The following is a 23,005-nucleotide window of genomic DNA, read 5'->3' on the forward strand; positions in this document are numbered from 1 at the left end:
ACACACCCGGAGCACCTGCGCGTGTCGTAGCCTCCAGCATTCACCCAAACTCTGGAGCAACCATGACCCAAGTCAAAGCGGGCGATACCGTCTCGATTCATTACACCGGAACGCTGGCGGACGGGGAAACCTTCGACAGCTCTGCCGGGCGCGAGCCCTTGGAATTTGCCGTCGGCGCAGGCCAGATCATTCCCGGCCTCGATCAGGCCATTCCCGGCATGGCGGTGGGCGACAAAAAGGTGGTCGTTGTGCCGGCCGATCAGGCCTATGGCCAGATGGACCCGAATGCACGCCAAGCTGTCCCGCGGTCAGAGATTCCGGCGGAAATTCCGTTGGAGCCCGGGACGCAACTTCAGATGCAGACACCAACAGGGCAGGTTGTGCCCGTGATGGTCGCCGAAGTGACAGACACCGAAGTGACGCTTGACGCCAACCATCCGCTGGCTGGCAAAGACCTGACCTTTGCGATCGAGCTGGTCGAGATCAAAGCGGCGTGATCCCAAAAGTGGCCTGAACCAACAGCTCGGCTTTGACCGTCTTAGGATTTTCCGGCAGCGTCAGGTGCGAATGCCGGAAAACCGCTCTTGCCAGTCGGCGCGCTCATCATCGCTGATCTTGCGGAACGTCACTTCGGGAACCGAAAACGCGTGACCCACCGGCATGGCCGCCAATGCGCTTGTGGCGTCCGTGGGCCAGTCTGTGTCGTCGCTTTGCATCGCCGTTTGCAACTGTGCCGACGCGTCCGGGATGAACGGGCTTGAGATCACGGCGTAGAACCGGATCAGGTTCAACGCCAAGCGGATTTGCATTGCGGCCGTGTCAGGGTCTTCCTTGAACGTCGTCCAAGGCGCGACATCCTGCAGGTATTCGTTGCCCATCGCCCAGAGTGCGCGCAAAGCGGCGGCGGCTTTGCGGACCTCAATGGCGTCCATGTGGGACTGATACTCGGCCAGACCCTTGTCGATGTCCTCGATCAACTGTGCTTCCCGGTCGCCGGGTGTGCCGCCTTCGGGGACCGTCTCGCCAAACTTCGAACGGCAGAATTTCGTCACGCGGCTGGCAAAGTTGCCCAGCACGTCCGCAAGGTCCTTATTGACCGAAGTCTGGAAATTTTCCCACGTGAATTCGCTGTCCGAGCTTTCGGGCGCATGGCTAAGTAGCCACCAGCGCCAATAGTCAGCGGGCAGGATTTCCAGCGCCTGATCCATGAACACGCCGCGCCCTTGAGAGGTGCTGAACTGGCCACCGTCATAGTTCAGGTAATTGAACGACTTGATGTAATCGACCAGCTTCCAATCTTCGCCCGATCCAAGGATCGTGGCCGGGAAGGACAGTGTGTGGAACGGGACGTTGTCTTTGCCCATGAACTGCGTGTAGCGGACATCATCCGCGCCCTTGTCGGTGCGCCACCAGCGTTCCCAATCGGCATCGGTCTTGCCATGCGCCTCGGCCCATTCGCCGGCACAGGCGATGTATTCGATCGGGGCGTCGAACCAGACATAGAACACCTTGCCTTCCATGCCGGGCCAGTCCTCGGTGCCCTTTTTGACGGGGATACCCCAGTCAAGGTCCCGCGTGATGCCCCGGTCCTGAAGACCGTCGCCATCGTTCAGCCATTTCTTCGCAATCGACGTGGTCAGTACAGGCCAATCCGTCTTGCTGTCGATCCAGTCCTGCAACTTGCCGCGCATGTCGGACTGGCGCAGGTACAGGTGCTTGGTCTCGCGCACCTCAAGGTCGGTCGATCCCGAAATCGCCGAACGCGGGTCGATCAGGTCGGTCGGGTCTAGCTGTTTGGTGCAGTTTTCGCACTGATCCCCGCGAGCTTGGTCATAGCCGCAATTGGGGCAGGTGCCTTCGATATAGCGGTCAGGAAGAAAGCGCTTGTCGGTGTGGGAATAGACCTGCTTTTCGCTGACTTCCTTGATCAATCCGGCATCCGCCAGACGCCCTGCAAAATGCTGGGTCAGCTTGTGGTTCTGTGGGCTGGAAGACCGGCCGAAATGATCAAAGCTCAAGCGAAACCCCGTGGCGATCTCGGCCTGCACCGCCCACATCTCGGCGCAGTAATCTGCTACTGGCTTGCCTGCTTTCGCTGCCGCCAGTTCCGCCGGAGTGCCGTGTTCGTCAGTGGCACACAGGAACATGACCTCGTTGCCGCGCGCGCGCAGGTAGCGGGCGTACAGGTCCGCGGGCAACTGGCTGCCCACAAGGTTTCCAAGGTGTTTGATCCCGTTGATGTAAGGGATCGCCGACGTGATCAGATGCCGTGCCATAGTCTGTGCGCCTGCGTTTGGTCTGGAGTTGACGTCGCTTTAGCGGATCACAGACGCAAGGACCAGTGGGTCAGTCCTTTTCGCGGCTCGACTTTATCAGGCGACCCACAAGGAACGAGGTGCGCGGGGCGTAGACATAGTTGGTTTTGGCCTTGGCCGGGCGGGCGCGCATGCGGATCACGCCAAAAAGGATCAGCCCGGCATGACCGACCGCGATCATCATGAAAAGCGCCGGTGGTCCGTAGGCTTCCATCAGAACCGAGGCAAGGTAAGGCGCGGCGATGGCACCGCATGCAAACCAGAACATCATCGCGGCGGACAGCTCCACCCGTTCGTCGCTGTTGGCGAAATCATGCGCGTGGGCCGACGCAACCGAGAATATCGGAAAGGTTGTGAGACCGAACAGTCCGGCCATCAGCATCACACCGGTGGTCGACAGGTCGGTGAGCGTTGCTGTGGCGATACAAGAGGCGATGGCCGCGACGGACAACCAGATCAGGATGTGCCGTCTGTCGAATTTGTCGGCCAGCCATCCCACCGGATATTGCGCAAGCGCGCCTCCGGCGACAAAGGCGGCAAGGAAAAGCGCAATCTGGTCAAGCGCAAGGCCCACATCCTGGCCGTAAACCGGACCAACCATGCGGAATGAGGCCGAGGACAAGGCTGCCACAACGGCTCCTGCGGCGGCCAGCGGGGAACGCTGCACCGCAAGCATGGGGCGCAGACGCGGCGTGCTGGGCGTGGTGGGTTGCCGACGTGTGGTCAGCGCCATCGGCAGCAGCGCGGCGCAACACAACAGCGCCAGCAGGTTGTAGCTGACATAGGCCGCCGGGGTCAGCACGCCGATCAGAAGCTGGGCGGCCAGAGAGGCCCCCATGTCCGCAATGCGGTAGAGCCCCATCGTCCGCCCGCGTGTTTCGTTTGTGACCTCGGAGTTAAGCCAGGCCTCGATCACGGTGTAACAGCCGGCGATACAAACACCGGTGGCCACGCGCATCACGGCCCAGGCGATCGGGTCGGTGATAAGCATGTGTGACAGCAGCCCAATTGCGCCAAGGGCCGTAAACGCCGAAAAGGCGCGGGCGTGTCCAACCGACCCCATGAGGCGCGGAGCCCACCAGCAGCCAATAAAGAACCCGACGAAATGCGCGGAACCCAGCATCCCGATCTCGGCTGTCGAGAATCCCAGCGTGATGCCAGAGATCGCATCCAGCGGCCCCACACCACCTGACGACAGTTGCAGCAGAATGACGGACAAAAAGAGGGCGGCAAAGGACAATGGCAGGCGCATGCGCCTCTGGTGGGCCTAATGCGAGGCGAGGTCCACTTTGAATTCGACCTGCTTGGTCGCTTTCGGCTGTTTTCGCGGGTTCGCGTCGGTAACGGGGGCCAGGTGACCTGTGCGTTTGTCGAGCGTCCATGTCCGGGGCGGGGCCATGCGGGCGCGCAGACGTTCCAGAACCCACTGATCCCCTTTTGCATCATGTGCGGCGCGCAGCGACCAGCGCGTTTCGATTCCCGGTGCGCCACCGCTGTCCGGCGTCAGCAACAGTGCCAGCGGTCGGCAGTGGCCCATGCCGCAGCCGGTCTCGGCCGCCAGATGCAGACGCCGCACGGGGGTCATGGCCGGGGGCGCGTGCAGATCGCCGATCACAATCGGGGCGCAGCCCGCGCGCAAGGCCTCTTCCATCGCCCAGAGCAAAGACGTGTCGCGGTCGGCACGCACGAACACCACATCCCTTGGAGGAATGAATTGTGCCAGACCATCGGGGTTAAGCCTGTCAGACGCCTTGGGGGTGGTGATCCAGATCACGGGCGCGCCGATCTGTGCGGTCAGCGCCAAGGCCAATGTCCGCCGCGCCGGGCCGCACAATTCATGGACACGCCCCAAGGCAAGCGTGATATCGTCATCGCCCAAAGATACCGAAGGGACCGGTTTGTGCGGACGCCGGGACAGGAGAGCGGAAGCGGACTGCATGGAAACAGAGTATAGATGTTCGCATTTTGTTCTCAAGAGTTTCGTTGCATGACCTGTGTGACCTCTTGCCTGTTTCCAAAGCAATTGATCTGGTGCATCCAACCGGATGTGTTTCAAGACAAGGATTTGGTCCTTAGGTGATCTCTCTTTTGCGCACAGTTCTGCTGGCCACGTGCCTTGCTGCGCCGGTTCAGGCGAAAGAGATCACCGTATTCGCGGCGGCCTCTTTGGGTGATGCATTGGAACAGGCGGCCCAGGGGTGGGAGGAACACACAGGTCATGCCGTGACGCTTGTTCTGGCCGGGACATCCACGCTTGCCCGGCAGATCGATGCAGGCGCGCCTGCCGACGTTTTCGTGTCGGCGAATGTGGACTGGATGGACTGGCTGTCAACGCACGAACGCATAGACGCGCAGAGCCGACGCGACATCGCGTCGAACCGCCTTGTCCTGATTGCCCATGACCGCAGCGCGCAGTCTGACACGGTCCTGACCGAAGCAACCGATCTGACGGAGTGGTTGGGTACGGATGGCAGGCTTGCCATCGCTTTGCCAGAAGCGGTGCCCGCAGGGGTATACGGCAAGGCGGCCTTGACCCAGCTTGGGCTTTGGGACGCGGTTGCGTCGCGGCTTGCGCCAACCGACAACGTGCGCGCCGCGCTGGCGCTGGTTGCCTTGGGCGAAGCGCCGTTGGGCATTGTCTATGAAACCGATGCTTTGGCCGAAAAAGGCGTGACCGTTGCCGCGACCTTTCCGGACACAAGCCATCCGCCCATCCGGTACGCTGCCGCCGTGGTTGCCGACTCGGCCAATCCTGAACTTGCTGCCGGGTTTCTCTCATGGCTCGTTTCCGGAACGGGTCAGGCTGCACTTGCGGCGCATGGATTTCTGCCGCCGAAAGCGATGCCCTGATGGACTGGTTGGGGCCGGAAGAATGGCAAGCGGTTGCGCTGTCGCTGAAGGTGTCGTTCTGGGCGACGTTGCTCAGCGTGCCGTTTGGCCTGCTTTGTGCCCTGGCGCTGGCGCGGGGGCGGTTTTTCGGGCGTGATATGCTGAACTGGCTGGTGCATCTGCCCCTGGTCTTGCCGCCGGTGGTCACCGGCTATCTGCTGTTGCTCAGCTTCGGACGACGCGGACCTGTCGGGGCATTTCTGGACGACACGTTCGGGATCACGCTGGCCTTTCAGTGGACGGGGGCGGCCCTGGCGGCGGCGATCATGGCGTTTCCGCTGATGGTGCGGGCCATGCGACTGGCCATCGAGGCGGTTGATCCAAAACTGGAGGAAGCGGCGGCAACGCTGGGGGCCAGTCGTTTCAAGGTGTTCACCACGGTGACCTTGCCATTGATCCTGCCGGGGGTGATCGCTGGCGCGGTGCTGGCCTTTGCCAAGGCGATGGGGGAATTTGGCGCGACAATCACATTCGTGTCCAATATCCCCGGCGAAACACGCACCGTGCCGTCGGCCATCTATGCCTTTCTGCAGGTGCCCGGCGGCGAAACCGCGGCGTTGCGATTGGTGGCAGTTGCGGTGGCCATCGCCATCGGCGCGCTGATCCTGTCGGAATGGCTGTCGCGCCGGGTGGCAAAACGGATCTCGGGGGCATGACGCTTTCTGTCGATATCGCGCGGGATCTGGGCGGCTTTCGCCTTGAGACACAGTTTGACGCGCCGGACGGGGTGACGGTTTTGTTCGGCAGGTCGGGCAGCGGCAAGTCGTCGGTGGTCAAATCCGTTGCCGGGCTGTTGACCCCGGATCGCGGGCGCGTGCGCCTTGGCGACAGGACGCTGTTTGACACGCGCACCCGGACCAACGTACCGGTGCACAAGCGCCGTTTGGGCTATGTGTTTCAGGACAGCCGCCTGTTCCCGCATCTGAATGTGCGCGACAACCTGTGTTATACGGCGCGTGTCACGGGGCGCGGCAGCCGCCGCCCCGAGGATGTCGGCGATCTCTTGGGTATCTCGCATTTGCTGGACCGCAAGACCCATGCGCTTTCTGGAGGCGAGGCGCAGCGCGTGGCGATCGGGCGGGCGTTGTTGTCCCAGCCGGACATGCTATTGATGGACGAACCCCTGGCGTCGCTGGACGGACCACGCAAAGCGGAAATCCTGCCGTATCTGGAGACCCTGCGGCGCGAAACCGGTTTGTCGATCCTTTATGTCACCCATAACATGGCAGAGGTTGCCCGACTGGCCACGCATATCGTGTTGCTGGAAAACGGCTGCGTCGTGCGATCCGGTGCCCCGTCAGAGCTATTGACCGATCCGGATATGGTGCGCGTTCTGGGGGTTCGGGATGCCGGGGCGGTGTTGTCTGCAAAGGTGGTCGCCCAACCCGAAGACGGGATCAGCGAATTGTTGGTGTCCGCAGGGCGTCTGTTCCTGCCTGCCATAGATGCCCCGGTCGGTGCTGAATTGCGCGTGCGTATTCTGGCGCAGGACGTGATGTTGTCCGCAACCAGACCCGCAGGATTGTCGGCCTTGAACATCCTGCCGGTTCAGGTGCTTGCGTTGCGACGCGGCGACGGCCCCGGTGTGATCGTTCAGCTGCAGGCGGGTCAGGATCGCCTTTTGGCGCGGGTCACACGGCGCAGCGCTGACGCGATGGGACTGGCCCCGGGAACGGCGTGTTATGCGGTGATGAAATCGGTGGCGGTGTCTCCCACCGATATTGCTGTCGGCTTGCAGAGCGGGCTTTAGCCGCTAGTTTGCGCGGGACAGAATAAAAGGACCGTGCAATGAAACAGAACCGATTGGGCAAGACCGACCTCATGGTGTCCGAGCTTTGCCTAGGCACCATGACCTTTGGCACGCAGACCTCGGAAGCCGACGCGCATCATCAGATGGAGACCGCGCTTGACGGGGGGATCAACGTCCTTGATGCCGCTGAAATGTACCCGGTGAACCCGATCTCGAAGGAAACGATGGGGCGGACCGAGGAAATTCTGGGCAATTGGTTCGCCAAAACCGGGCGCCGCAATGACTGGATCGTTGCCACCAAGCATTCGGGTGCGGGTATGAAGCACGCCCGCGACGGTGCGCCGATTTCCTCCGACACCATTCCAAGCGCGGTCGAAGGATCGCTGAAGCGCCTGAAAACCGATCACATTGATCTTTACCAACTGCACTGGCCCAATCGTGGGTCCTACATGTTCCGCCAGAACTGGACATTTGATCCGTCTTCCCAAGACCGCGCCGCGACGCTTCAGAACATGGCAGACGTGCTGGGGGCGCTGGGTCGCGAGATCGAAAAGGGCCGGATCCGGCATATCGGCCTGTCGAACGAAAGCGCGTGGGGCACGACGATGTGGCTTAGGGTGGCCGAGGCGATGGCGGGTCCGCGCATGGAAAGCATCCAGAACGAGTATTCGCTGATGTGTCGCATGGCAGATACCGATCTGGCGGAAATGATGGTGAACGAACAGGTGTCGCTGTTGCCCTTCTCTCCGCTGGCGACCGGTTTTCTGACAGGCAAGTATCGCGACGGTGCGATCCCGGAAGGGTCCCGCATGGCGATCAATACCGATCTGGGTGGGCGCAAGACGGACCGTGCGTTTGACGCGGTCGAAGCGTACGCCAGCGTGGCCAAGGAGGCAGGGCTTGATCTGCCCCTGATGGCACTGGCATGGTCGGCGCGCCGCCCGTTTGTGGCCTCTTCCATTTTCGGCGCAACCACCACAGAACAATTGCGCTATCTGCTCAAGGCGGCGGATGTTGCGCTGAATGACGACGTCATATCCGCCTTGGATGAGACGCACAAACAGCATCCGATGCCGTTCTGATCCGATGACCCCCGATCCGACACCCGTCCCAAACGGTCCGCTTGCCGGCATCCGAATTCTAGAGGTCGAGGGCATCGGGCCGGGACCGTTTGCGGCAATGATGCTGGCTGATCTTGGGGCGGACGTGATCGTTGTCCATCGTCCGCGCTCTGGTCCGGTAGACGGCGTCCGGGACCAGCCGGTGACAGATCGCGGCAAGCGGTCGATTGTCCTCGATCTGAAGTCTTCGGATGATCGGGAGGTGTTTCTAGCCCTTGTTCGGGACGCCGATGGTCTGATCGAAGGGTTCCGCCCCGGCGTGATGGAACGTTTGGGTGTTGGGCCGGACGACTGTCATAGGATCAATCCGCGCCTTGTTTATGGGCGGATGACCGGTTGGGGGCAGGACGGACCTTTGGCGCAACAGGCGGGGCACGACCTGAACTACCTTGCCCTGTCGGGGGCGCTATGGTCGTCCGGATTGGAGGGCGAACGCCCTGTTGTGCCGCCAACCCTTGTTGGAGACATCGGCGGAGGGGCGCTTTACCTTGTGGCCGGGCTGTTGTCGGGGTTTCTGGCGGTCGCGCGCACCGGGCAAGGAACGGTTGTGGACGCGGCAATCTATGATGGATCGGCGCATCTGCAGAACCTGCTTCAATCGATTGACGGGCATGTCGAGCAGGGGGTTTCGGCGCAAGCCAATCCGTTGGTGGGGGCCCATTGGTCGCGGACCTATGCGTGCGCCGATAGCGGGTATCTCAGCGTTCAGTGTCTGGAGCCAAAGTTCTACCAGCTCTTCCTGGAAAAGCTGGATCTGGGGCAGGATCCGGATTTCGTGAACAACCAGTTTGATCGAACGGCGTGGCCCCGGCTGTCCGGGCGGCTTGCGACGGTGTTTGCCGGACAGACACTGGCCCATTGGGTGCAGCTTTTTGACGGGAGCGATGCCTGTGTGGCTCCTGTCCTGTCGCCGCGTGAGGCCTTTGCCCATCCGCATAATGCTGAACGCCAGACATGGCGCGACACAGATCAGGGATTGCAAGCAGCGGCGGCTCCGCGATTTTCCAATTGGCCGGCACCGGATCCGCGTCCCAGCCCGCACCGGGGGGCGCATTCTGACGTCATCCGTCACAGGCTTTCCAACGGGTCGGGTTGGCGCGATTAGGCCGGGATCACGCAAGACTGCGGCGTAAGCTGGCCAGATGGTTCGGGACGTCGCGCGCGCTGATACGCGCCTCGCGGACGAGATGGTCAAAATGGTCAGAAAACGCGCGAACGCGCTGGGTGTCACGGAACGCCAGATAGTTGCGGCCCACGTAGATCACCGCGAGCAGCGGACCGAACACGGTGATCGGGGCGGAATACAGACGGCGCGCATCGAACAGGTAAAGGCGCAGCCGGGGGTACAGCGCGCTGGAAAGATCAAGCCAGTGATCCATTTGCTGCGCCCGGACACTGACGGGCAATCCCGCGTAATAGCCGGTGCCTTCGACAAAGCTGTCGATTTCGTAAAGCGGCATCGCGATTTCGTAGTCAGACCCGGATTGCCGCATCCAGGCCAATCTGTTGGCGGAAGCCGTGATCGCTTGTGACGCCGTGCGTCCCAGATGCGGACCGTATTCCCATTCTAGCACGTCATTGGTCTTGAGCATGTCTGGCAAGGCCGCCGGGACATGCCGGATTTTGTAGCCGTTGGCCTCTTGGTGCCAATCGAAGATCTGTTGATCAATCAGCGCCCGGGGGGCATCGGTCAGGGTAAGCGCACTGGCCATCAGTTCCGCAGCTGTTTCCGGGTGCTCGGCAAGGCCCAGCAACCAATCGGCAGAGACACCCAGCACCTCGGCGCAGGATCCGACGACCTGCGCATTGGGCAGGCGGGCCGCATCATCGCGCAGGATCTGCGAGATGGTTGATCTGTCCACGTTCGATCTGCGCGCCAGGTCGCTTTGGTTCGATCCGGCACGGTCAATCGCAATTTTCAATCGACTGCGAAACAGCGCAGCGCGGTGGCGTTTGTCCATGGGGATTTCTAACATACGGTGACAAAAATCACCAAGCATGATGTTTGTGCACTGTTCACAGGCTGCTCAGCGTGCGCGATCGCGCGTAGTCTGAGGGCGGGAACGCAACATGGTGAACATATGAACGACACACAGACGCTCCGCGCGTCTGAACTGGTGCGCTTGGCGGAATGGCCGACCCTCGTGGTTCTGGGACTGACGTATCTGGTATGGGGCGTTGCGACGGTCTGGGTCGCGGATTGGTCGATACCTGCGGCAATTGTTCTGTGTGCCCTGGCAGGCGCGCAGCATTCGTCGCTCAGTCACGAGGCGCTGCATGGGCATCCGTTCAGAAACGACACTCTGAACGCGGCGCTGGTTTTCCCGGCTTTGACGGTTTTTGTCCCCTACCTGCGATTTCGGGACACCCATCTTGCGCATCACAATGACGAGGTGTTGACCGATCCCTACGACGATCCGGAAACGAACTACCTTGATCCGGCTGTTTGGATGCACCTGCCCAGATGGAAACAAATCTTGTTTCGGGCGAACAATACGTTGGCCGGGCGTCTGCTGATTGGTCCCGCCCTCGGGCAAATCGCGTTCATGCGGGCGGATTGGGCGCTGATCCGGGCCGGGGATCGGCGCGTTCTGGCCGGATGGTTGTGGCACATCCCTGCGGTGGCAGTGGTGGTTGCCTGGATCGCGGCCGTCTCGGCGATGCCGGTTTGGGCATGGTTGCTGTCTGTCTACGCCGCGCTGTCGCTGCTCAAGCTCAGGACGTTTCTGGAGCATCGGGCGCATGACCGGACGCTGGCGCGCACCGCGATTGTCGAGGACGGTGGGTTTTTCGCGCTCTTGTTTCTGAACAACAACCTGCATGTCGTGCATCACCTCTATCCGGGTGTGCCGTGGTACGCGTTGCCGCAGGTCTATCGCGACGGCAAATCGGATTATCTGCGTCAGAACGACGGATACCGGTATCGCGCCTATTCCGAGGTCTTCCGGAAATACCTGTTCCGGGCCAAAGATCCGGTTCCGCACCCGCTTTATCCAGATGGACATCGACACTGACCTGACGCCATAGAGACGTATGGAACTTTGGATTGTCGCAAGTGTCGCCGCCGCGCTGTTTCAAACGGTGCGGTTCATGCTGCAAAAAGTGCTGAGCATTGATGTGCTGAGCACCGCAGGCGCGACCTTTGCACGGTTTGCCTATGCGGCCCCGGCATCGCTTGTAGTGACCCTTGTGTGGCTGAATGCAACAGGTGCCGCCTTTCCAGACTTGCACCTGGCGTTCTGGGGATATGCGCTTCAGGGCGCGCTGTCGCAGATTTTTGCAACGGTCTGTGTTGTGGCACTGTTTCGGCAGCGCAACTTTGCGGTGGGGATCACCTTCAAGAAGACAGAAGTCATTCAGGCGGCGATCCTTGGCGTCGCATTCTTTGGGGACGCTGTATCGCTGGCAGGATGGGGGGCGATCCTCATCGGGTTGATCGGGCTGTTGCTGCTGTCGCGCTCGCCAACCACGAACGAAGGATTTCTGAAAGGCCTGACCAGCCGCGCCACCATTCTTGGGCTGTCGTCGGGTTTCCTGTTCGCTTTGTCGGGCACCAGCTATCGCGCCGCCTCGCTTGAACTGGCCAGCGACGACGCCATGTTGCGCGCCTCGGTGACCCTGACCTGTGTGACCATGTCACAACTCGCGGGGATGGCGCTTTGGTTGCGGTGGCGGGAGCCGGGGCAGGTCACGGCCGTCTGGCGTGCACGATCTGTCGCGGTCTGGGTCGGGCTGACGTCGATGGCGGGGTCTTTGGGCTGGTTTCTGGCGTTCACTTTGCAAACCGCCGCTTATGTCAAAGCTGTGGGCCAGATCGAACTGATCTTTTCGATGATGGCCTCGGTGCTGTTTTTCAAAGAAAAGATCACGGCGCGCGAATATGCGGGCATTGGCTTTCTGGCGTTGTCGATCCTGACGTTTGTGCTGGTGCTTTAGTCGGCGATGGGCCGGCCATAAAGCCGCAGGAACAGGCTTTCTTCGTCATCATTGCGAAAGAACGGCACCGACACTGGGGGGCGCGGATCGGCGGCGCGCGCCGCGACTTCTGCCAGAACAACTTCGGTGATGAAGGGCAGATCAAATCCCCGCACGTCTTCCAGTGCAATCCATTGCAGATGCGCAAGCTCATCCGACGCGGCCGAAAAATCATCGGGATCGGTGGCCAGGTCTTCGGCGTCGAGCAGGAAAAACCGGGCGTCGAACCGGCGGGGCCGACCGGGAGGGGTGATCGCTCGGAACACGAATTGCATCGGGGCAGCATTTGGCAAATGGCCCATATCGGCAAAGCCGCGCCAGTTTTCCGGTGGATCGGTCCATGATCCGGACTGGCCCAGAACCTGTCCGGTTTCTTCCCAAAGCTCGCGGATGGCGGCGGCTGCGAGTGCGGGCGCGCAATCGGGCGGGGCGTCATCGGCCAGTCGGTTCGCACAAAGCGGCGTCAACGGTTGGGAGAACGGAACAACCGCGTCTTCGGGATCAACGGCACCGCCGGGAAACACGAACTTGTTCGGCATGAAAGCCGCTTTGGCCCCGCGTTGTCCCATCAGGACGTGGGGTCGCGTCGCGCGATCGCGAAGAACGATGACGGTCGAGGCATCGCGGATGGCGGTTTTGTCAATCGCAGGTGCGTCGCTCATGTCTGGCCCTTTGTCTGCCGGGCAGTGTCAGGATGTCGGGTCAGCGAACCCGTGCATCTGGCGTGACCATTGGAAGGCCACGATTGCCCCTTTTAACCTGGGCAACAGATAAAGCGTTAATCCGACACAGCCAACGGCAAAGACAGTAAACAACACCAGCGGATCAGGGCGGAAGTTCACAAACACGATGTGCAACAGCGGCGCCATCAGGTGTCCGACAATCAGAATCGTCAGGTAAGCTGGGCCATCATCCGCGCGGTGATGGTGCAGTTCTTCACGGCACACCGGACAAGTGTCGCGTACCTTCAGGTACCCGCGCAGCAATGGGCCGCTGCCGCAATTCGGGCATTTCCGTCGCCAGCCACGGCGCAAGGCGGGCCAGGTCGGCCGCTCTTCGTCTGTTGTCACGTCGTTAATCATTGTCTCGCTCTCCGGGCGCAAACATGGCCTTTCGCGTCAATGAACAACAGTCACCAAACTGTCCTTGCGTCTGGATGTCGCAAATCACGCCCCTGTGATCAGAAATCTTTCCAATCGTGCGACGGAAGTTCGGCGGGGGACCGTGAAACGCAGTGGATGGCAAGACAAAACAGATCGTCTTGCGCCGCTATGACGACAAATCCGACCGCAGTGTCGGACATGGAAAGGAAACGATATGACATCGACCAAGCAGGTTTCGGCACTTTTGAGTGCAGCGCTTTTGACAACAGGCGTCGGGACAGCGGTATCCGCGCAAGAGGCGGGCGGACGCGAAGATCGCCGGGCAGAGATGTTCGCGCGTCTTGATACGGACAAGAACGGTTCCGTCAGTGCGGAAGAGTTCGCTGCAGGGGCAAATCGGTTTGCCCGGTTGGACACGGATGGCGACGGTTTGCTGACGGCAGAAGAACTTGCCGCCGGTGGGCAGGACCGCGCTACGCGCAAGGCCGCCCGCATGATCGAGCGGCTTGACAGCAATGATGATGGCATGCTGTCCGAAGCCGAAATCGAAGCGCGGCGCGACCCGTCGCGCATGTTCGACCGGCTCGACGCCAATGACGATGGCGTGGTCAGCGAAGAAGAGTTCGCCGAAGCGCGGATGGGGCGTGGCGGCAAACGCCACCGCAACAAGTAACCGTCCACGGGTGTGAGCGATGCGCGTGCATCGCTCACCAGTGGTGATAGAGTTCCGGGTACAGGCAAGCCGCAAGGTGACATGATCCAAGGTCCAACTGATCCAGCCGAAGAAGCACAATTACTTCAGGCCTACGCCGACGGGGATCGCGCCGCGGCGCAGGCCTTGGCGCGGCGCTATACACCGTTGGTCTATGCCCATGCGTGCCGCATGTTGAACGACGCAGGCGAAGCCGAGGATGTGGCACAGGAGGCCATGCTGCGTCTGTGGCGGCAGGCCCCGGGATGGGACGTTCATGGCGGGGCTTCGATCCGCACCTGGCTTTACAGGGTGACGGCCAACCTGTGCATTGATCGGCTGCGCAAGACCCGTCCGGACGGACTACCGCCGGAACTGGAGATTGCAGATGGCGGGCCGGGGGCCGAAACACGGATGCAGGACACCGCCCGGCGGCTCGCGCTGGAAGAGGCTCTGATGCAGCTTCCGGATCGGCAACGGCAAGCAGTGGTGCTGCGCCATATCGACGGATTGGGCAATACAGAGATTGCCCAGATCATGGACATTGGTCCACGCGCGGTCGAAAGTTTGACCGCGCGCGGCAAACGCGCGTTGACGGCTTTGCTAAGCGGTCAGCGGGCAGAGTTGGGGTATACAGATGACACAGTCCAGACCTCCTGAGGAGACGACGCTTGATGCGATGCTCGCGCGCGCCCGCGACACGGAAACCCGCGTGCCGGACGGGCTGATGACCCGCGTTCTTGAGGACGCCATCCGCGAGATGCCAAAGCCAGAGAAAGCGTCAGTTTGGCGGTATCTCCTTGGTGCGCTTGGCGGATGGCCTGCGGTGGCAGGGTTGGCAATGACGGCCTGTGTGGGCGTCTGGGCCGGTGGGGTCTTGTCGGATGACCTTGTCTGGACGCTGGGTTTGACCGAGGACGCATCGCTTGGTTTTGGCGCTGACCTTGGGGCGTTCGATATGCTTTTGGTGGATGGATAAAATGGACAAGAAGGCAAGTCTGGCCAAAACCCCGCTATGGATGCGGATCGTCCTGTTCTCATCGCTGGCGCTGAACCTTTTGGTTGTTGGGCTGGTTGTCGGTGCGATCGCGACAGGCGGGCCTGAACGGCGCGCAGGTGGGAAGCCACGTGACGTCGGATCGGTGTTTACGCGCGCGCTGGATGCAGATGACCGTGCCGCGCTCCGCCGGGACTTTGTTGCGCAGTTCCAGCGGCCGGACCGGGATCGCAGGCCGGTCCTGACTGATCTCGAAACAGCACTGGAGACGTTGCGCGCCACACCGTTTGATGAAGCCGCGTTTCTATCTGCGATGGCCGAGCAATCCGACCGCCGCGCGGCACGTGACGCGTTTGGCCGGCAAGCCCTTGCGGCGAGTATCGCCGCGATGAGCGATGCTGACCGGGCAGCCTATGCGGACCGGGTTGCGCAAGGGGTGGCTGACATTGCAAAGCGGATGCGCCGAGATCGCTGATCAGGCTGTGTGCGACCTGGGAACCGCAGCAGGCAGCGCCCTTGCGGGATGGAAGTCATCTGTTGTCGCTGTGCAGAGTTTGTTCCGGCCCAGCCGTTTTGCGCGATACAGCGCGGTATCGGCGGCTTTGATCAGATCACCCGAGGATTTCTGATCAATCGGGTCGGCCTGCGCAAGCCCGATGCTGATCGTGGGACGCAAATGCGGCCCGTGAGGAAGGCCAAGCGGGGTTTCCGCGACAGCTTTGCGCAAGCGCTCTGCAATGCGCCTGGCTTGTGGCTGTTTGACATTGGGCAGGGCGACGACGAATTCGTCGCCTCCAAACCTGGCCAGCATGTCGCCCTTGCGAATGTGCTTTGAAAGCACGTCCGCGATATGCGCAAGGATGGTGTCCCCAACGAGATGGCCATGTGTGTCGTTGAAGGTTTTGAACGTGTCGACATCTAAAAGCAGAACGGCAAGCGATTTGCGGTGAAGAGACGCGTTGCGATCCGTGGTCTTGAAATAGCTATCGGCAAATCGGCGGTTGTTCACTTTGGTCAGCGCATCGGTATGCACCAGTCCGTCCAGTTCACTGACCGTCTTACGACGCATGTCGGCCTCGCGTTTCCTTGCGGCCAACCGCTTCAGGCGCAGCGCGATTTCGGGGGCGGTCACCGTTCCGACCACATGGTCATCGGCACCCAGATCAAGCGGGGAAGGGCCATGGGCGTCGTGATCGCTGACGAACAGGATCGTGCTATGTCGGCTGCACGGATGAGACCGCAACGCAAGCAATGTGTCGCGCGCGTCATCTGCATTGCGGTCTTCGAACAGAATGAAGATGTCGGTCTCCGGCTCCGGTGCCCGCCGCGCCTCTGGATCCGAAGACGTGCGAAGGGACAATCCGGGCACTTGGCGCAGTTGCGTTGCCACCGCAGACTGGCCGGGAGAGACCAACGTGACGTTAATCATGTCGTCAAAGGCCACTTTTGGTTCGGAAAACCCTTGTGCGGCAAACGCATCCTTGATCGGGGGCGGCATGTCCGATCCAAACCGGTCCCGCATGATACTGCGCATGCGGGCACGCAGATCGGCCCGGTCGGCCCCGAATTCAATCAGGTCATGCGCCCCGGCCGTCAGGGCGCTGACCCGCTCGGAATGGTTTTCTTTTGAGACCGCGACAACCACCGTCGTCAGCTGCGTGCGCGGGTTGGATCTGAGCAATTTGCAGACCCGGGGTAATTTCAGACCCGGCAGATCATGGGCGAGGATGACAACGTCTGGCGGGTCTTCCTTGATCTGCGTGAGGCCGTCCAGCAGGGAATCCGCCAGATTGACGACATAGCTCGACGTATCAAGTTGCGCGCGCAGATGAATGCGGCGGTTGGACAATGCGTCAACGATCAGAACATGTCCCGCCACATTTCCTCCGATACTGCGATGGCGTTAAGACTTTGATCACCAATTCTTTGGAGCTATTGGTTAAAAAAGAGTGTGGGAAATAAATAAAAATGGCGCTTTCTCAAGATGCGGTCGATCAGGTGGCGTTGAAGGCCATCGTCTGGCTGGCAGGAAATGACGAGCTTTTGCCGGTGTTCATGGGGTCGACAGGCGCGGACGAAGCCGCGTTCCGCGAAGGTGTCGCCAATCCTGAATTCCAGGCATCCGTGTTGGATTTCATCATGATGGATGATGCGTGGGTGGTGGCCTTCTGTGACACCGAAGGCTTGCCTTATGACCGGCTGATGCAGGCTCGCGGCGCGTTGCCGGGTGGCGCGCAGGTGCATTGGACATGAGCGCCGGAGGCCCAACCGACATTGCCGCGCTCCTGTTCGACAAAGACGGCACATTGTTCGATTTCGAGGCCACGTGGAGCGCCTGGGCGGCACGGCTTGTTCTGCAATTGGCAGAGGGCGATGTCACGCGTGCAACACGGCTGGCCGCCGTCATCGGATTTGATCTGCCCACAACAACATTTGCGCGCGACAGCGTTGCGATTGCCGGGACGCCGGATGATCTTGCCAAAGCACTTGCGGCAGAAATGCCGGGTATGTCGCAGGCCGAGGTTTTGCATTCGATCAATCATCAGGCCGCGCAAGCGCCGATGGCCGAAGCCGTACCGCTCAAACCGTTGCTGGACCGTTTTGCATCGAACGCATTGCGCTTGGGGGTGGCAACAAATGACGCCGAACATCCCGCTTTTGCGCATCTTGATACCGCCGGGATACGTGACTTCTTTGATTTCGTCGTGGGGTCCGATAGCGGATTCGGCGCAAAGCCGGGAACCGGGCAATTGCTTGCGTTTTGTGAACGGGTCAGCGTTGCGCCGGAACAGACGGTGATGGTCGGCGACAGTACCCATGACCTTGTCGCGGGGCGGAATGCGGGCATGTGGACAGCGGCGGTTCTGACCGGGATCGCCAACCACGAGGAACTGTGCGACCACGCAGATGTGGTGCTGCCCGATATCGGGCATCTGCCAGCGTGGTTGGGTCTGGCCTGACGTTTCTGGTGAAGGTCAAAAGCGACCGGATTCGTCGCGTTCCGACAGGATAGACACGACCTGCGGTGCCTTTCTGAAGGGAACACCGCAGGAGGACATCATGGCCGATACCACATCCCGCAAACGCAGAAGCGGCGGCCGGTCCGGTCATGCGGACAGACGCGGATCTGCCGTTATCGAACAACTTCCCTGGACCTTGCCGGTCAATATTGATCGCCCAACCGAACCGCTTTCGGAAGAGGGCGTGGAGCGGATTCACGGGGCCGCCATGACGATCCTTGAAGAGATCGGCATTCAGTTTCTCAACCCGGAGGCGGTTGCTCTTCTGAAAAAGGCGGGTTGCCGGGTTGACGACGACATCGTGTTCATGGACCGCGATTTCGTGATGGAATGGATCGCCAAGGCCCCGTCCACCTTTACGTTGACGCCCCGAAATCCAGAGAGACGGTTGACGATCGGGGGGTGCAACATCGTGTTTGGCAATGTGTCGTCGCCGCCGAACTACTGGGATCTTGAGCTTGGACGCAAAGTGCCGGGCACGCGCGATATGTGCGCCAATCTACTGAAACTGTCACAGTATTTTAACTGTATCCACTTTGTCGGGGGGTACCCGGTTGAACCCGTGGACGTGCATGCGAGTGTCCGCCATCTGGACGTGCTTTATGACAAGCTCACGCTGACCGACAAGGTGGCGCATGCCTATTCCCTGGGCAAGGAACGCGTCGAAGACGTGATGGAAATGGTGCGCATCGCGGGCGGTTTGAGCCATGAAGAATTTGACGCCAGCCCGCGCATGTACACGAACATCAATTCGACCTCACCGCTCAAACACGATTACCCGATGATGGACGGCTGGATGCGCTGCGCGGCGCGCGGACAGGGCTGTGTGGTGACGCCCTTCACGCTTGCAGGTGCGATGGCCCCGGTCACGATGGCGGGTGCGGTGGCGCAGTCGATTGCCGAAGGGCTCAGCGCCATCGTATTGGCACAGATCGTCAATCCCGGCGCGCCCTGTGCCATTGGGACCTTCACGTCAAATGTCGATATGAAATCCGGCGCGCCGGCCTTTGGGACACCGGAATACATGCGCGCAACGCAGATGACGGGGCAGATGGCGCGGTTTTACAATCTGCCGATGCGGTCATCCGGTGTCTGCGCGGCCAATGTGCCGGACGGGCAGGCCATGTGGGAGACCGAGCACAGCCTGTGGGCGGCAATCCAGTCCGGGACCAACATGGTCTATCATTCCGCCGGGTGGCTTGAGGGTGGTCTGATCGCAAGCCCCGAGAAATTCGTGATGGATTGCGAAGTCTTGCAGCACATGATCCGCTATCTGGAGCCGGAAATCTGCGATACCAGTGACGATGGTCTGGGTTTGGACGCAATCCGCGAGGTCGGCCATAACGGGCACTTTTTTGGCACGCAACACACCCAAGACCGCTACACAACCGCATTTTATCAGCCGTTTCTGTCTGACTGGAAAAACTACGAAGCGTGGGAGGCCGCTGGCGGTATCTGGACTGCTGAACGGGCGCATCGCACCTACAAGGCCATTCTGGACGAATTCGAGGCCCCCCCAATGGATGTGGCTGTCCGCGATCAGCTGGCCGATTTTGTCGCGCGCCGCAAAGCAGAAGGGGGCGCGCCGACAGATTTCTAAAACTGTATCTGTTTGCAGCTTGTTAAGGCCTGCGTGGCAATCTTGGGCGTCTTCTTGGGGCACGCCATATGCACGGTCTGATATTTCGTACAATCGAAGCCTACGTGACAGAGGGTTTTGGCGCAGACCGCTGGCAGGCGGGGCTGGCGCGGGCCGATGTCGACGTGCTCACGTTTGAAGCAATGTTTGATTATGATGATGCCTACCTTCCAAAAGTTCTTGAAGGCTGTGCCGCCGTTCTGGACCGGTCGGTGTCCAGCCTGCTTGAAGATGTCGGCACCTATCTGATCACCCAGCAAAACCACGCATCGGTGCGACGGCTGATGCGCTTCGGCGGCGACAGCTTTGTCGAATTGCTGCATGCGCTGGATGATTTGCCCGGACGCACGCGGCTAGCCGTGTCCGGGCTAAACCTTCCGCAGATGACGGTCCGCGAACACACGCCGCTCTCTTTTGTCATCTATTGTGACGGACCGCCCATCGGGTTTGGGCATGTGCTGGTCGGTCTGTTGCGGGCCATGGCGGATGATTATGGCGCGCTTGCCTTGGTGGATCACCGGGGCTTCAGGGATGGGGCGGAGGTGATCGAAGCAAGCGTCATCGACACCAGCTTTGCCGCGGATCGCGGGTTTTCTCTGGCGACGTCGGGAACGGGTGAGGGCACATGATTTCCGTCTCAGAGCTTTTGTCGGTCTTGCGCCCGCTTCACCTTTGCATCGGCAAAACAGGCCATATCACGCAGGTCGGGCGCGGTTTTGACAAACTGGGTCAACGTGATCTGACGGGGCGTCGGTTCCTCGAAATGTTTGAAATCCTGCGGCCGTCTCAACCCAGGAATATGGCGGAAACGCTGGATCTGGCGGGGCAGGTGCTGCGTCTGCGCCTCAGATCGGAACCGGATATTCTGTTGCGTGGCCTCGTGATTGCTGACCAACAGGGCGGTGCGATTGTCGATCTGTCCTTCGGCATTGCCGTTGTCGACGCCGTGCAGCGCTTTGGCCTGACCGCCAAGGATTTCGCGGCAAGCGATTTGGCGGTCGAGCTGCTGTTCCTGCAGGAGGCCAAATCAAGCGCGATGTCGGCGTCCTTCAGTTTGAATGCGCGATTGAACGGGGCGCGTCTGGCGGCAGAGGCCGAGGCCCTGACCGATGGTCTCACAGGCTTGCACAACCGGCGGGCGCTTGACGGGGCTTTGTCTCAATTGAGCAAAACCAGAACCGATTTTGCCGTTCTGCATATCGATCTCGATAAGTTCAAACAGGTCAATGACACGCTGGGACATGCCGTGGGCGATGCATTGCTGAAGCAAGCAGCAAGCGTGATGCGGCGTTGCACCCGGCAAGACGATCTTCTTGTGCGCGCAGGCGGCGATGAATTTGTGATTATTTGCCCGGGGTTGGTGGACGAACTGCGATTGTCCGAATTGTCGCAAACCCTGATCAAGGGCTTGTCCGCTCCGATCACCGTAGATGCAACCGAGGTTGCCATTGGCGCAAGTGTCGGCGTCGCAACAAGCACACCTTCCACACAACACGACGCGGCGCACATCATCGAACGCGCCGATATTGCGCTATATGCCGCCAAACGATCGGGACGCGGGCGGCACGTCATCTGGACGCCGGCCCTCGGGACACGCTTGAACGACCTGGATATCCCACATGTTTCAAGCAGGTAGAAACGCCGCACGCGCCCCTTGTGTCTGACGCAGCGGTCGCGCAATCTATGTCGATGATCCATGCGAAACGACGTTTTTTTGCGCTGATCCTGTGCGTGCTGGCCAGCGTCCCGGCGCTGCTTCCGGCTCAATCAGTCGATCAGCCCAGCGGCACGATTGCCGTCGAAGACAGTGCGCAACAGGACGCCGCCATCGCCACGCGCATACGCGAAATCCTTGCCGAACTGGATGGCTACGAAGACGTCACGGTCACCGTCAGCTCGGGCATCGTCACCTTGCGCGGAACCACGATCGACAGCGCCGCAGTTGCGCGACTGAACGAAATCGTCGGCCGCGTCGAAAGCGTCGTTGCAATCGAAAACGAGGTTCAGGAAACGACAGATGTGGTCCGGCGCTTGGATCCGGCCATCGAACGGTTTCGCGCCCGCGCCGAACAGTTCGTCAATTACCTGCCCTTGGCCGGCATCGCGATGGCCGCGTTTGCCCTCGTCGTGCTTGGGGGCTTTGCACTCGCGCGCCTGAAACGACCGTGGGACCGTCTTGCGCCAAACGCCTTTATTGCCGACATCTACCGCCAAGTGATCCGCATCGCCTTTATCGTGGCAGGCCTGGTCATCGCGCTGGACATACTTGGGGCAACCGCCTTGTTGTCGACCATTTTGGGGGCCGCGGGGATCATCGGTCTGGCCATCGGTTTTGCGGTCCGCGATACGGTTGAAAACTTCATCGCGTCAATCATGTTGTCGATCCGTCAACCGTTTCGGCCAAATGATACGGTCGAAATCGAAGGCGATGTCGGAATGGTGATCCGACTGACCAGCCGCGCCACGATCCTTCTCAGCTTTGACGGCAATCACATCCGCATCCCGAACGCCACGGTGTTCAAGAGCCGGATCGTGAATTTCAGCCGGAACGACGAACGCCGTTTTGTGATTGATCTTGGCGTGGCTTACGACACTGATCTTGCACGCGCCCAGGATCTTGCGCTGCAAACCGTTGCCGCCTTGCCGTTCGTGATCGACGAACCAGCGCCTGCAGTCTGGATCGAAGCACTGGGCGACAGCGCGGTGATCATCAAGGTGGCGGGATGGATCCGTCAACATGACAGCAGTTACATCAAGGCCCGCAGCGAAGCCTGGCGTTTGTGTATGGATGCTTTTGACAGGGCCGGAATCGTAATGCCCGAAACCACCATGAGAATCGTTGGAATCGGCACTGATACCGACACTGACGTTGCGTGTTCACGTGTGGAGTCCGAACCCAAGTCCGCCAGCGCCTCCGTAAATGCGGCAGACACAACGGCCGCCGTCGTCGAAGTTGATGCGGCCATGGACAAAGAATTATCGCGGATTGTGGACAGCGAACGTGCAGAAAAACAAGCCGATGATTTGCTGCAACGCGACGCACCTGAAGAGTAGTGCATTTTTTCGTTTTCCGGGTCTTGATCCCGCGTTGGGAGCGGCGTAAAGAGCGCAGCACGGTTGGGGTGTAGCCAAGTGGTAAGGCAACTGTTTTTGGTACAGTGTACCGTAGGTTCGAATCCTACCACCCCAGCCAGTTCTTTCTGATCCAATTTCTTTACACCCGAGATGCCCCCGCTAAGCGGGAATGCCCCAGTAGAAACTCTATCTAAGGGTGTGAAGGGTCTCCTTGTTTGGAGCCGTGAAAGGCATAGCCACAGCCTAAATCAGCTCGTAGTCAACACCGTTCGCCCTTCGATCACGCTCGTCCAGCACGTTCTCCTGCTGCGAGCCAACCACTAGATGCTCCGGGTTCACGCAGCGCCGGTTATGACAGCGATGGCGGACCACCTCGTTGCGAGTGAGTGCGGTGCGGTTTGTGATGCAGTAGACGAAACGATACAGTCTG

25 protein-coding genes and 1 tRNA gene are annotated in these 23,005 nt (G+C 60.5%); 19 read left to right on the forward strand and 7 right to left on the reverse strand.

Going from position 1 to position 23,005, the window contains the following annotated elements; translation table 11 throughout:
- Positions 1-62 precede the first annotated feature (62 nt).
- Positions 63-497, forward strand: a complete 435-nt coding sequence (locus MWU54_RS11385; RefSeq protein ID WP_247083498.1) for a peptidylprolyl isomerase — start codon at positions 63-65, stop codon at positions 495-497.
- A gap of 60 nt (positions 498-557) precedes the next feature.
- On the opposite strand, the gene metG is transcribed toward MWU54_RS11385, so the two are convergent.
- The 3 genes from metG to MWU54_RS11400 form a co-directional block, all read right to left on the reverse strand.
- Positions 558-2,276 (reverse strand): methionine--tRNA ligase, encoded by a 1,719-nt coding sequence (gene metG, locus MWU54_RS11390; RefSeq protein WP_247083500.1) that lies wholly within the window; start codon positions 2,274-2,276, stop codon positions 558-560.
- Positions 2,277-2,346: 70 nt separating this feature from the next.
- Complete coding sequence (locus tag MWU54_RS11395) at positions 2,347-3,567, reverse strand: MFS transporter (protein ID WP_247083502.1); 1,221 nt, start codon at positions 3,565-3,567, stop codon at positions 2,347-2,349.
- A gap of 15 nt (positions 3,568-3,582) precedes the next feature.
- Positions 3,583-4,254: a hypothetical protein gene (locus tag MWU54_RS11400; RefSeq protein WP_247083505.1), complete on the reverse strand. Its 672-nt coding sequence runs from the start codon at positions 4,252-4,254 to the stop codon at positions 3,583-3,585.
- A 149-nt stretch (positions 4,255-4,403) separates the two neighbouring features.
- On the opposite strand from MWU54_RS11400, the gene modA reads away from it, so the two are divergent.
- From modA to MWU54_RS11425, 5 genes are read left to right on the forward strand one after another with little or no spacing between them, the layout of a single operon-like run.
- Positions 4,404-5,165 (forward strand): molybdate ABC transporter substrate-binding protein, encoded by a 762-nt coding sequence (gene modA / locus MWU54_RS11405; RefSeq protein WP_247083508.1) that lies wholly within the window; start codon positions 4,404-4,406, stop codon positions 5,163-5,165.
- The gene (gene modB, locus MWU54_RS11410; protein WP_247084037.1) at positions 5,165-5,860 is read left to right on the forward strand and encodes a molybdate ABC transporter permease subunit; all 696 of its coding nucleotides are present in this window, start codon (positions 5,165-5,167) and stop codon (positions 5,858-5,860) included. Before modA ends, modB begins: the two co-directional genes overlap by 1 nt.
- Positions 5,857-6,954, forward strand: coding sequence for a molybdenum ABC transporter ATP-binding protein (gene modC, locus MWU54_RS11415; RefSeq protein ID WP_247083510.1), 1,098 nt, complete (start codon positions 5,857-5,859; stop codon positions 6,952-6,954). The genes modB and modC overlap by 4 nt, the downstream gene beginning before the upstream one ends.
- Before the next feature lie 38 nt (positions 6,955-6,992).
- Positions 6,993-8,036 carry an aldo/keto reductase gene (locus MWU54_RS11420; RefSeq protein ID WP_247083513.1) on the forward strand — a complete coding sequence of 348 codons (1,044 nt, stop codon included), beginning with the start codon at positions 6,993-6,995 and terminating at the stop codon, positions 8,034-8,036.
- Between the two features lie 4 nt (positions 8,037-8,040).
- Positions 8,041-9,180, forward strand: coding sequence for a CaiB/BaiF CoA-transferase family protein (locus MWU54_RS11425; protein ID WP_247084039.1), 1,140 nt, complete (start codon positions 8,041-8,043; stop codon positions 9,178-9,180).
- 7 nt (positions 9,181-9,187) lie between these two features.
- Here the strand turns inward: MWU54_RS11425 and MWU54_RS11430 are convergent, their stop codons facing one another.
- A complete protein-coding gene (locus MWU54_RS11430; protein WP_247083515.1) occupies positions 9,188-10,051 on the reverse strand; it encodes a helix-turn-helix transcriptional regulator in 864 nt (287 codons plus the stop codon).
- A gap of 105 nt (positions 10,052-10,156) precedes the next feature.
- Between MWU54_RS11430 and MWU54_RS11435 the strand changes: the two genes are divergently transcribed.
- Positions 10,157-11,089 carry a fatty acid desaturase gene (locus tag MWU54_RS11435; protein WP_247083518.1) on the forward strand — a complete coding sequence of 311 codons (933 nt, stop codon included), beginning with the start codon at positions 10,157-10,159 and terminating at the stop codon, positions 11,087-11,089.
- Positions 11,090-11,108: 19 nt separating this feature from the next.
- Positions 11,109-12,011 carry a DMT family transporter gene (locus tag MWU54_RS11440; protein ID WP_247083537.1) on the forward strand — a complete coding sequence of 301 codons (903 nt, stop codon included), beginning with the start codon at positions 11,109-11,111 and terminating at the stop codon, positions 12,009-12,011.
- On the opposite strand, the gene MWU54_RS11445 is transcribed toward MWU54_RS11440, so the two are convergent.
- A complete protein-coding gene (locus tag MWU54_RS11445) occupies positions 12,008-12,712 on the reverse strand; it encodes an NUDIX hydrolase (RefSeq protein ID WP_247083539.1) in 705 nt (234 codons plus the stop codon). The genes MWU54_RS11440 and MWU54_RS11445 overlap by 4 nt on opposite strands.
- Before the next feature lie 27 nt (positions 12,713-12,739).
- On the reverse strand, positions 12,740-13,132 hold the full coding sequence (locus MWU54_RS11450) for a DUF983 domain-containing protein (protein WP_247083541.1): 393 nt from the start codon (positions 13,130-13,132) through the stop codon (positions 12,740-12,742).
- A 235-nt stretch (positions 13,133-13,367) separates the two neighbouring features.
- On the opposite strand from MWU54_RS11450, the gene MWU54_RS11455 reads away from it, so the two are divergent.
- The 4 genes from MWU54_RS11455 to MWU54_RS11470 all read left to right on the forward strand — a co-directional run bounded on the left by MWU54_RS11455 (position 13,368) and on the right by MWU54_RS11470 (position 15,316).
- The gene (locus MWU54_RS11455; RefSeq protein WP_247083543.1) at positions 13,368-13,826 is read left to right on the forward strand and encodes an EF-hand domain-containing protein; all 459 of its coding nucleotides are present in this window, start codon (positions 13,368-13,370) and stop codon (positions 13,824-13,826) included.
- 81 nt (positions 13,827-13,907) lie between these two features.
- Entirely contained in the window at positions 13,908-14,504 is a 597-nt protein-coding gene (locus MWU54_RS11460) for a sigma-70 family RNA polymerase sigma factor (RefSeq protein WP_247083545.1), read from the forward strand.
- Positions 14,482-14,823, forward strand: coding sequence for a hypothetical protein (locus MWU54_RS11465; RefSeq protein ID WP_247083547.1), 342 nt, complete (start codon positions 14,482-14,484; stop codon positions 14,821-14,823). Before MWU54_RS11460 ends, MWU54_RS11465 begins: the two co-directional genes overlap by 23 nt.
- A 1-nt stretch (position 14,824) precedes the next feature.
- Positions 14,825-15,316, forward strand: a complete 492-nt coding sequence (locus tag MWU54_RS11470) for a periplasmic heavy metal sensor (RefSeq protein ID WP_247083550.1) — start codon at positions 14,825-14,827, stop codon at positions 15,314-15,316.
- Here the strand turns inward: MWU54_RS11470 and MWU54_RS11475 are convergent, their stop codons facing one another.
- A complete protein-coding gene (locus tag MWU54_RS11475) occupies positions 15,317-16,720 on the reverse strand; it encodes a diguanylate cyclase (protein WP_247083560.1) in 1,404 nt (467 codons plus the stop codon). It abuts the gene before it with no gap.
- A gap of 89 nt (positions 16,721-16,809) precedes the next feature.
- Here MWU54_RS11475 and MWU54_RS11480 point away from each other — a divergent pair, with 89 nt between their 5' ends.
- The 7 genes from MWU54_RS11480 (at position 16,810) to MWU54_RS11510 (ending at position 22,693) form a co-directional block, all read left to right on the forward strand.
- On the forward strand, positions 16,810-17,094 hold the full coding sequence (locus MWU54_RS11480) for a DUF3572 domain-containing protein (protein ID WP_247083562.1): 285 nt from the start codon (positions 16,810-16,812) through the stop codon (positions 17,092-17,094).
- Complete coding sequence (locus MWU54_RS11485; protein WP_247083564.1) at positions 17,091-17,801, forward strand: HAD family hydrolase; 711 nt, start codon at positions 17,091-17,093, stop codon at positions 17,799-17,801. Before MWU54_RS11480 ends, MWU54_RS11485 begins: the two co-directional genes overlap by 4 nt.
- 100 nt (positions 17,802-17,901) lie before the next feature.
- Positions 17,902-19,461 (forward strand): trimethylamine methyltransferase family protein, encoded by a 1,560-nt coding sequence (locus tag MWU54_RS11490; protein ID WP_247083567.1) that lies wholly within the window; start codon positions 17,902-17,904, stop codon positions 19,459-19,461.
- A 68-nt stretch (positions 19,462-19,529) separates the two neighbouring features.
- On the forward strand, positions 19,530-20,129 hold the full coding sequence (locus MWU54_RS11495) for a heme NO-binding domain-containing protein (RefSeq protein ID WP_247083571.1): 600 nt from the start codon (positions 19,530-19,532) through the stop codon (positions 20,127-20,129).
- Positions 20,126-21,136, forward strand: a complete 1,011-nt coding sequence (locus MWU54_RS11500) for a GGDEF domain-containing protein (RefSeq protein WP_247083573.1) — start codon at positions 20,126-20,128, stop codon at positions 21,134-21,136. Before MWU54_RS11495 ends, MWU54_RS11500 begins: the two co-directional genes overlap by 4 nt.
- A 20-nt stretch (positions 21,137-21,156) precedes the next feature.
- A complete protein-coding gene (locus MWU54_RS11505) occupies positions 21,157-22,554 on the forward strand; it encodes a mechanosensitive ion channel family protein (RefSeq protein ID WP_247083576.1) in 1,398 nt (465 codons plus the stop codon).
- A 64-nt stretch (positions 22,555-22,618) separates the two neighbouring features.
- Positions 22,619-22,693 (forward strand) — tRNA-Gln (locus MWU54_RS11510).
- Positions 22,694-23,005 lie beyond the last annotated feature (312 nt).

The organism is Marivita sp. S6314, assembly GCF_023015985.1.
Taxonomy (GTDB): domain Bacteria; phylum Pseudomonadota; class Alphaproteobacteria; order Rhodobacterales; family Rhodobacteraceae; genus Marivita.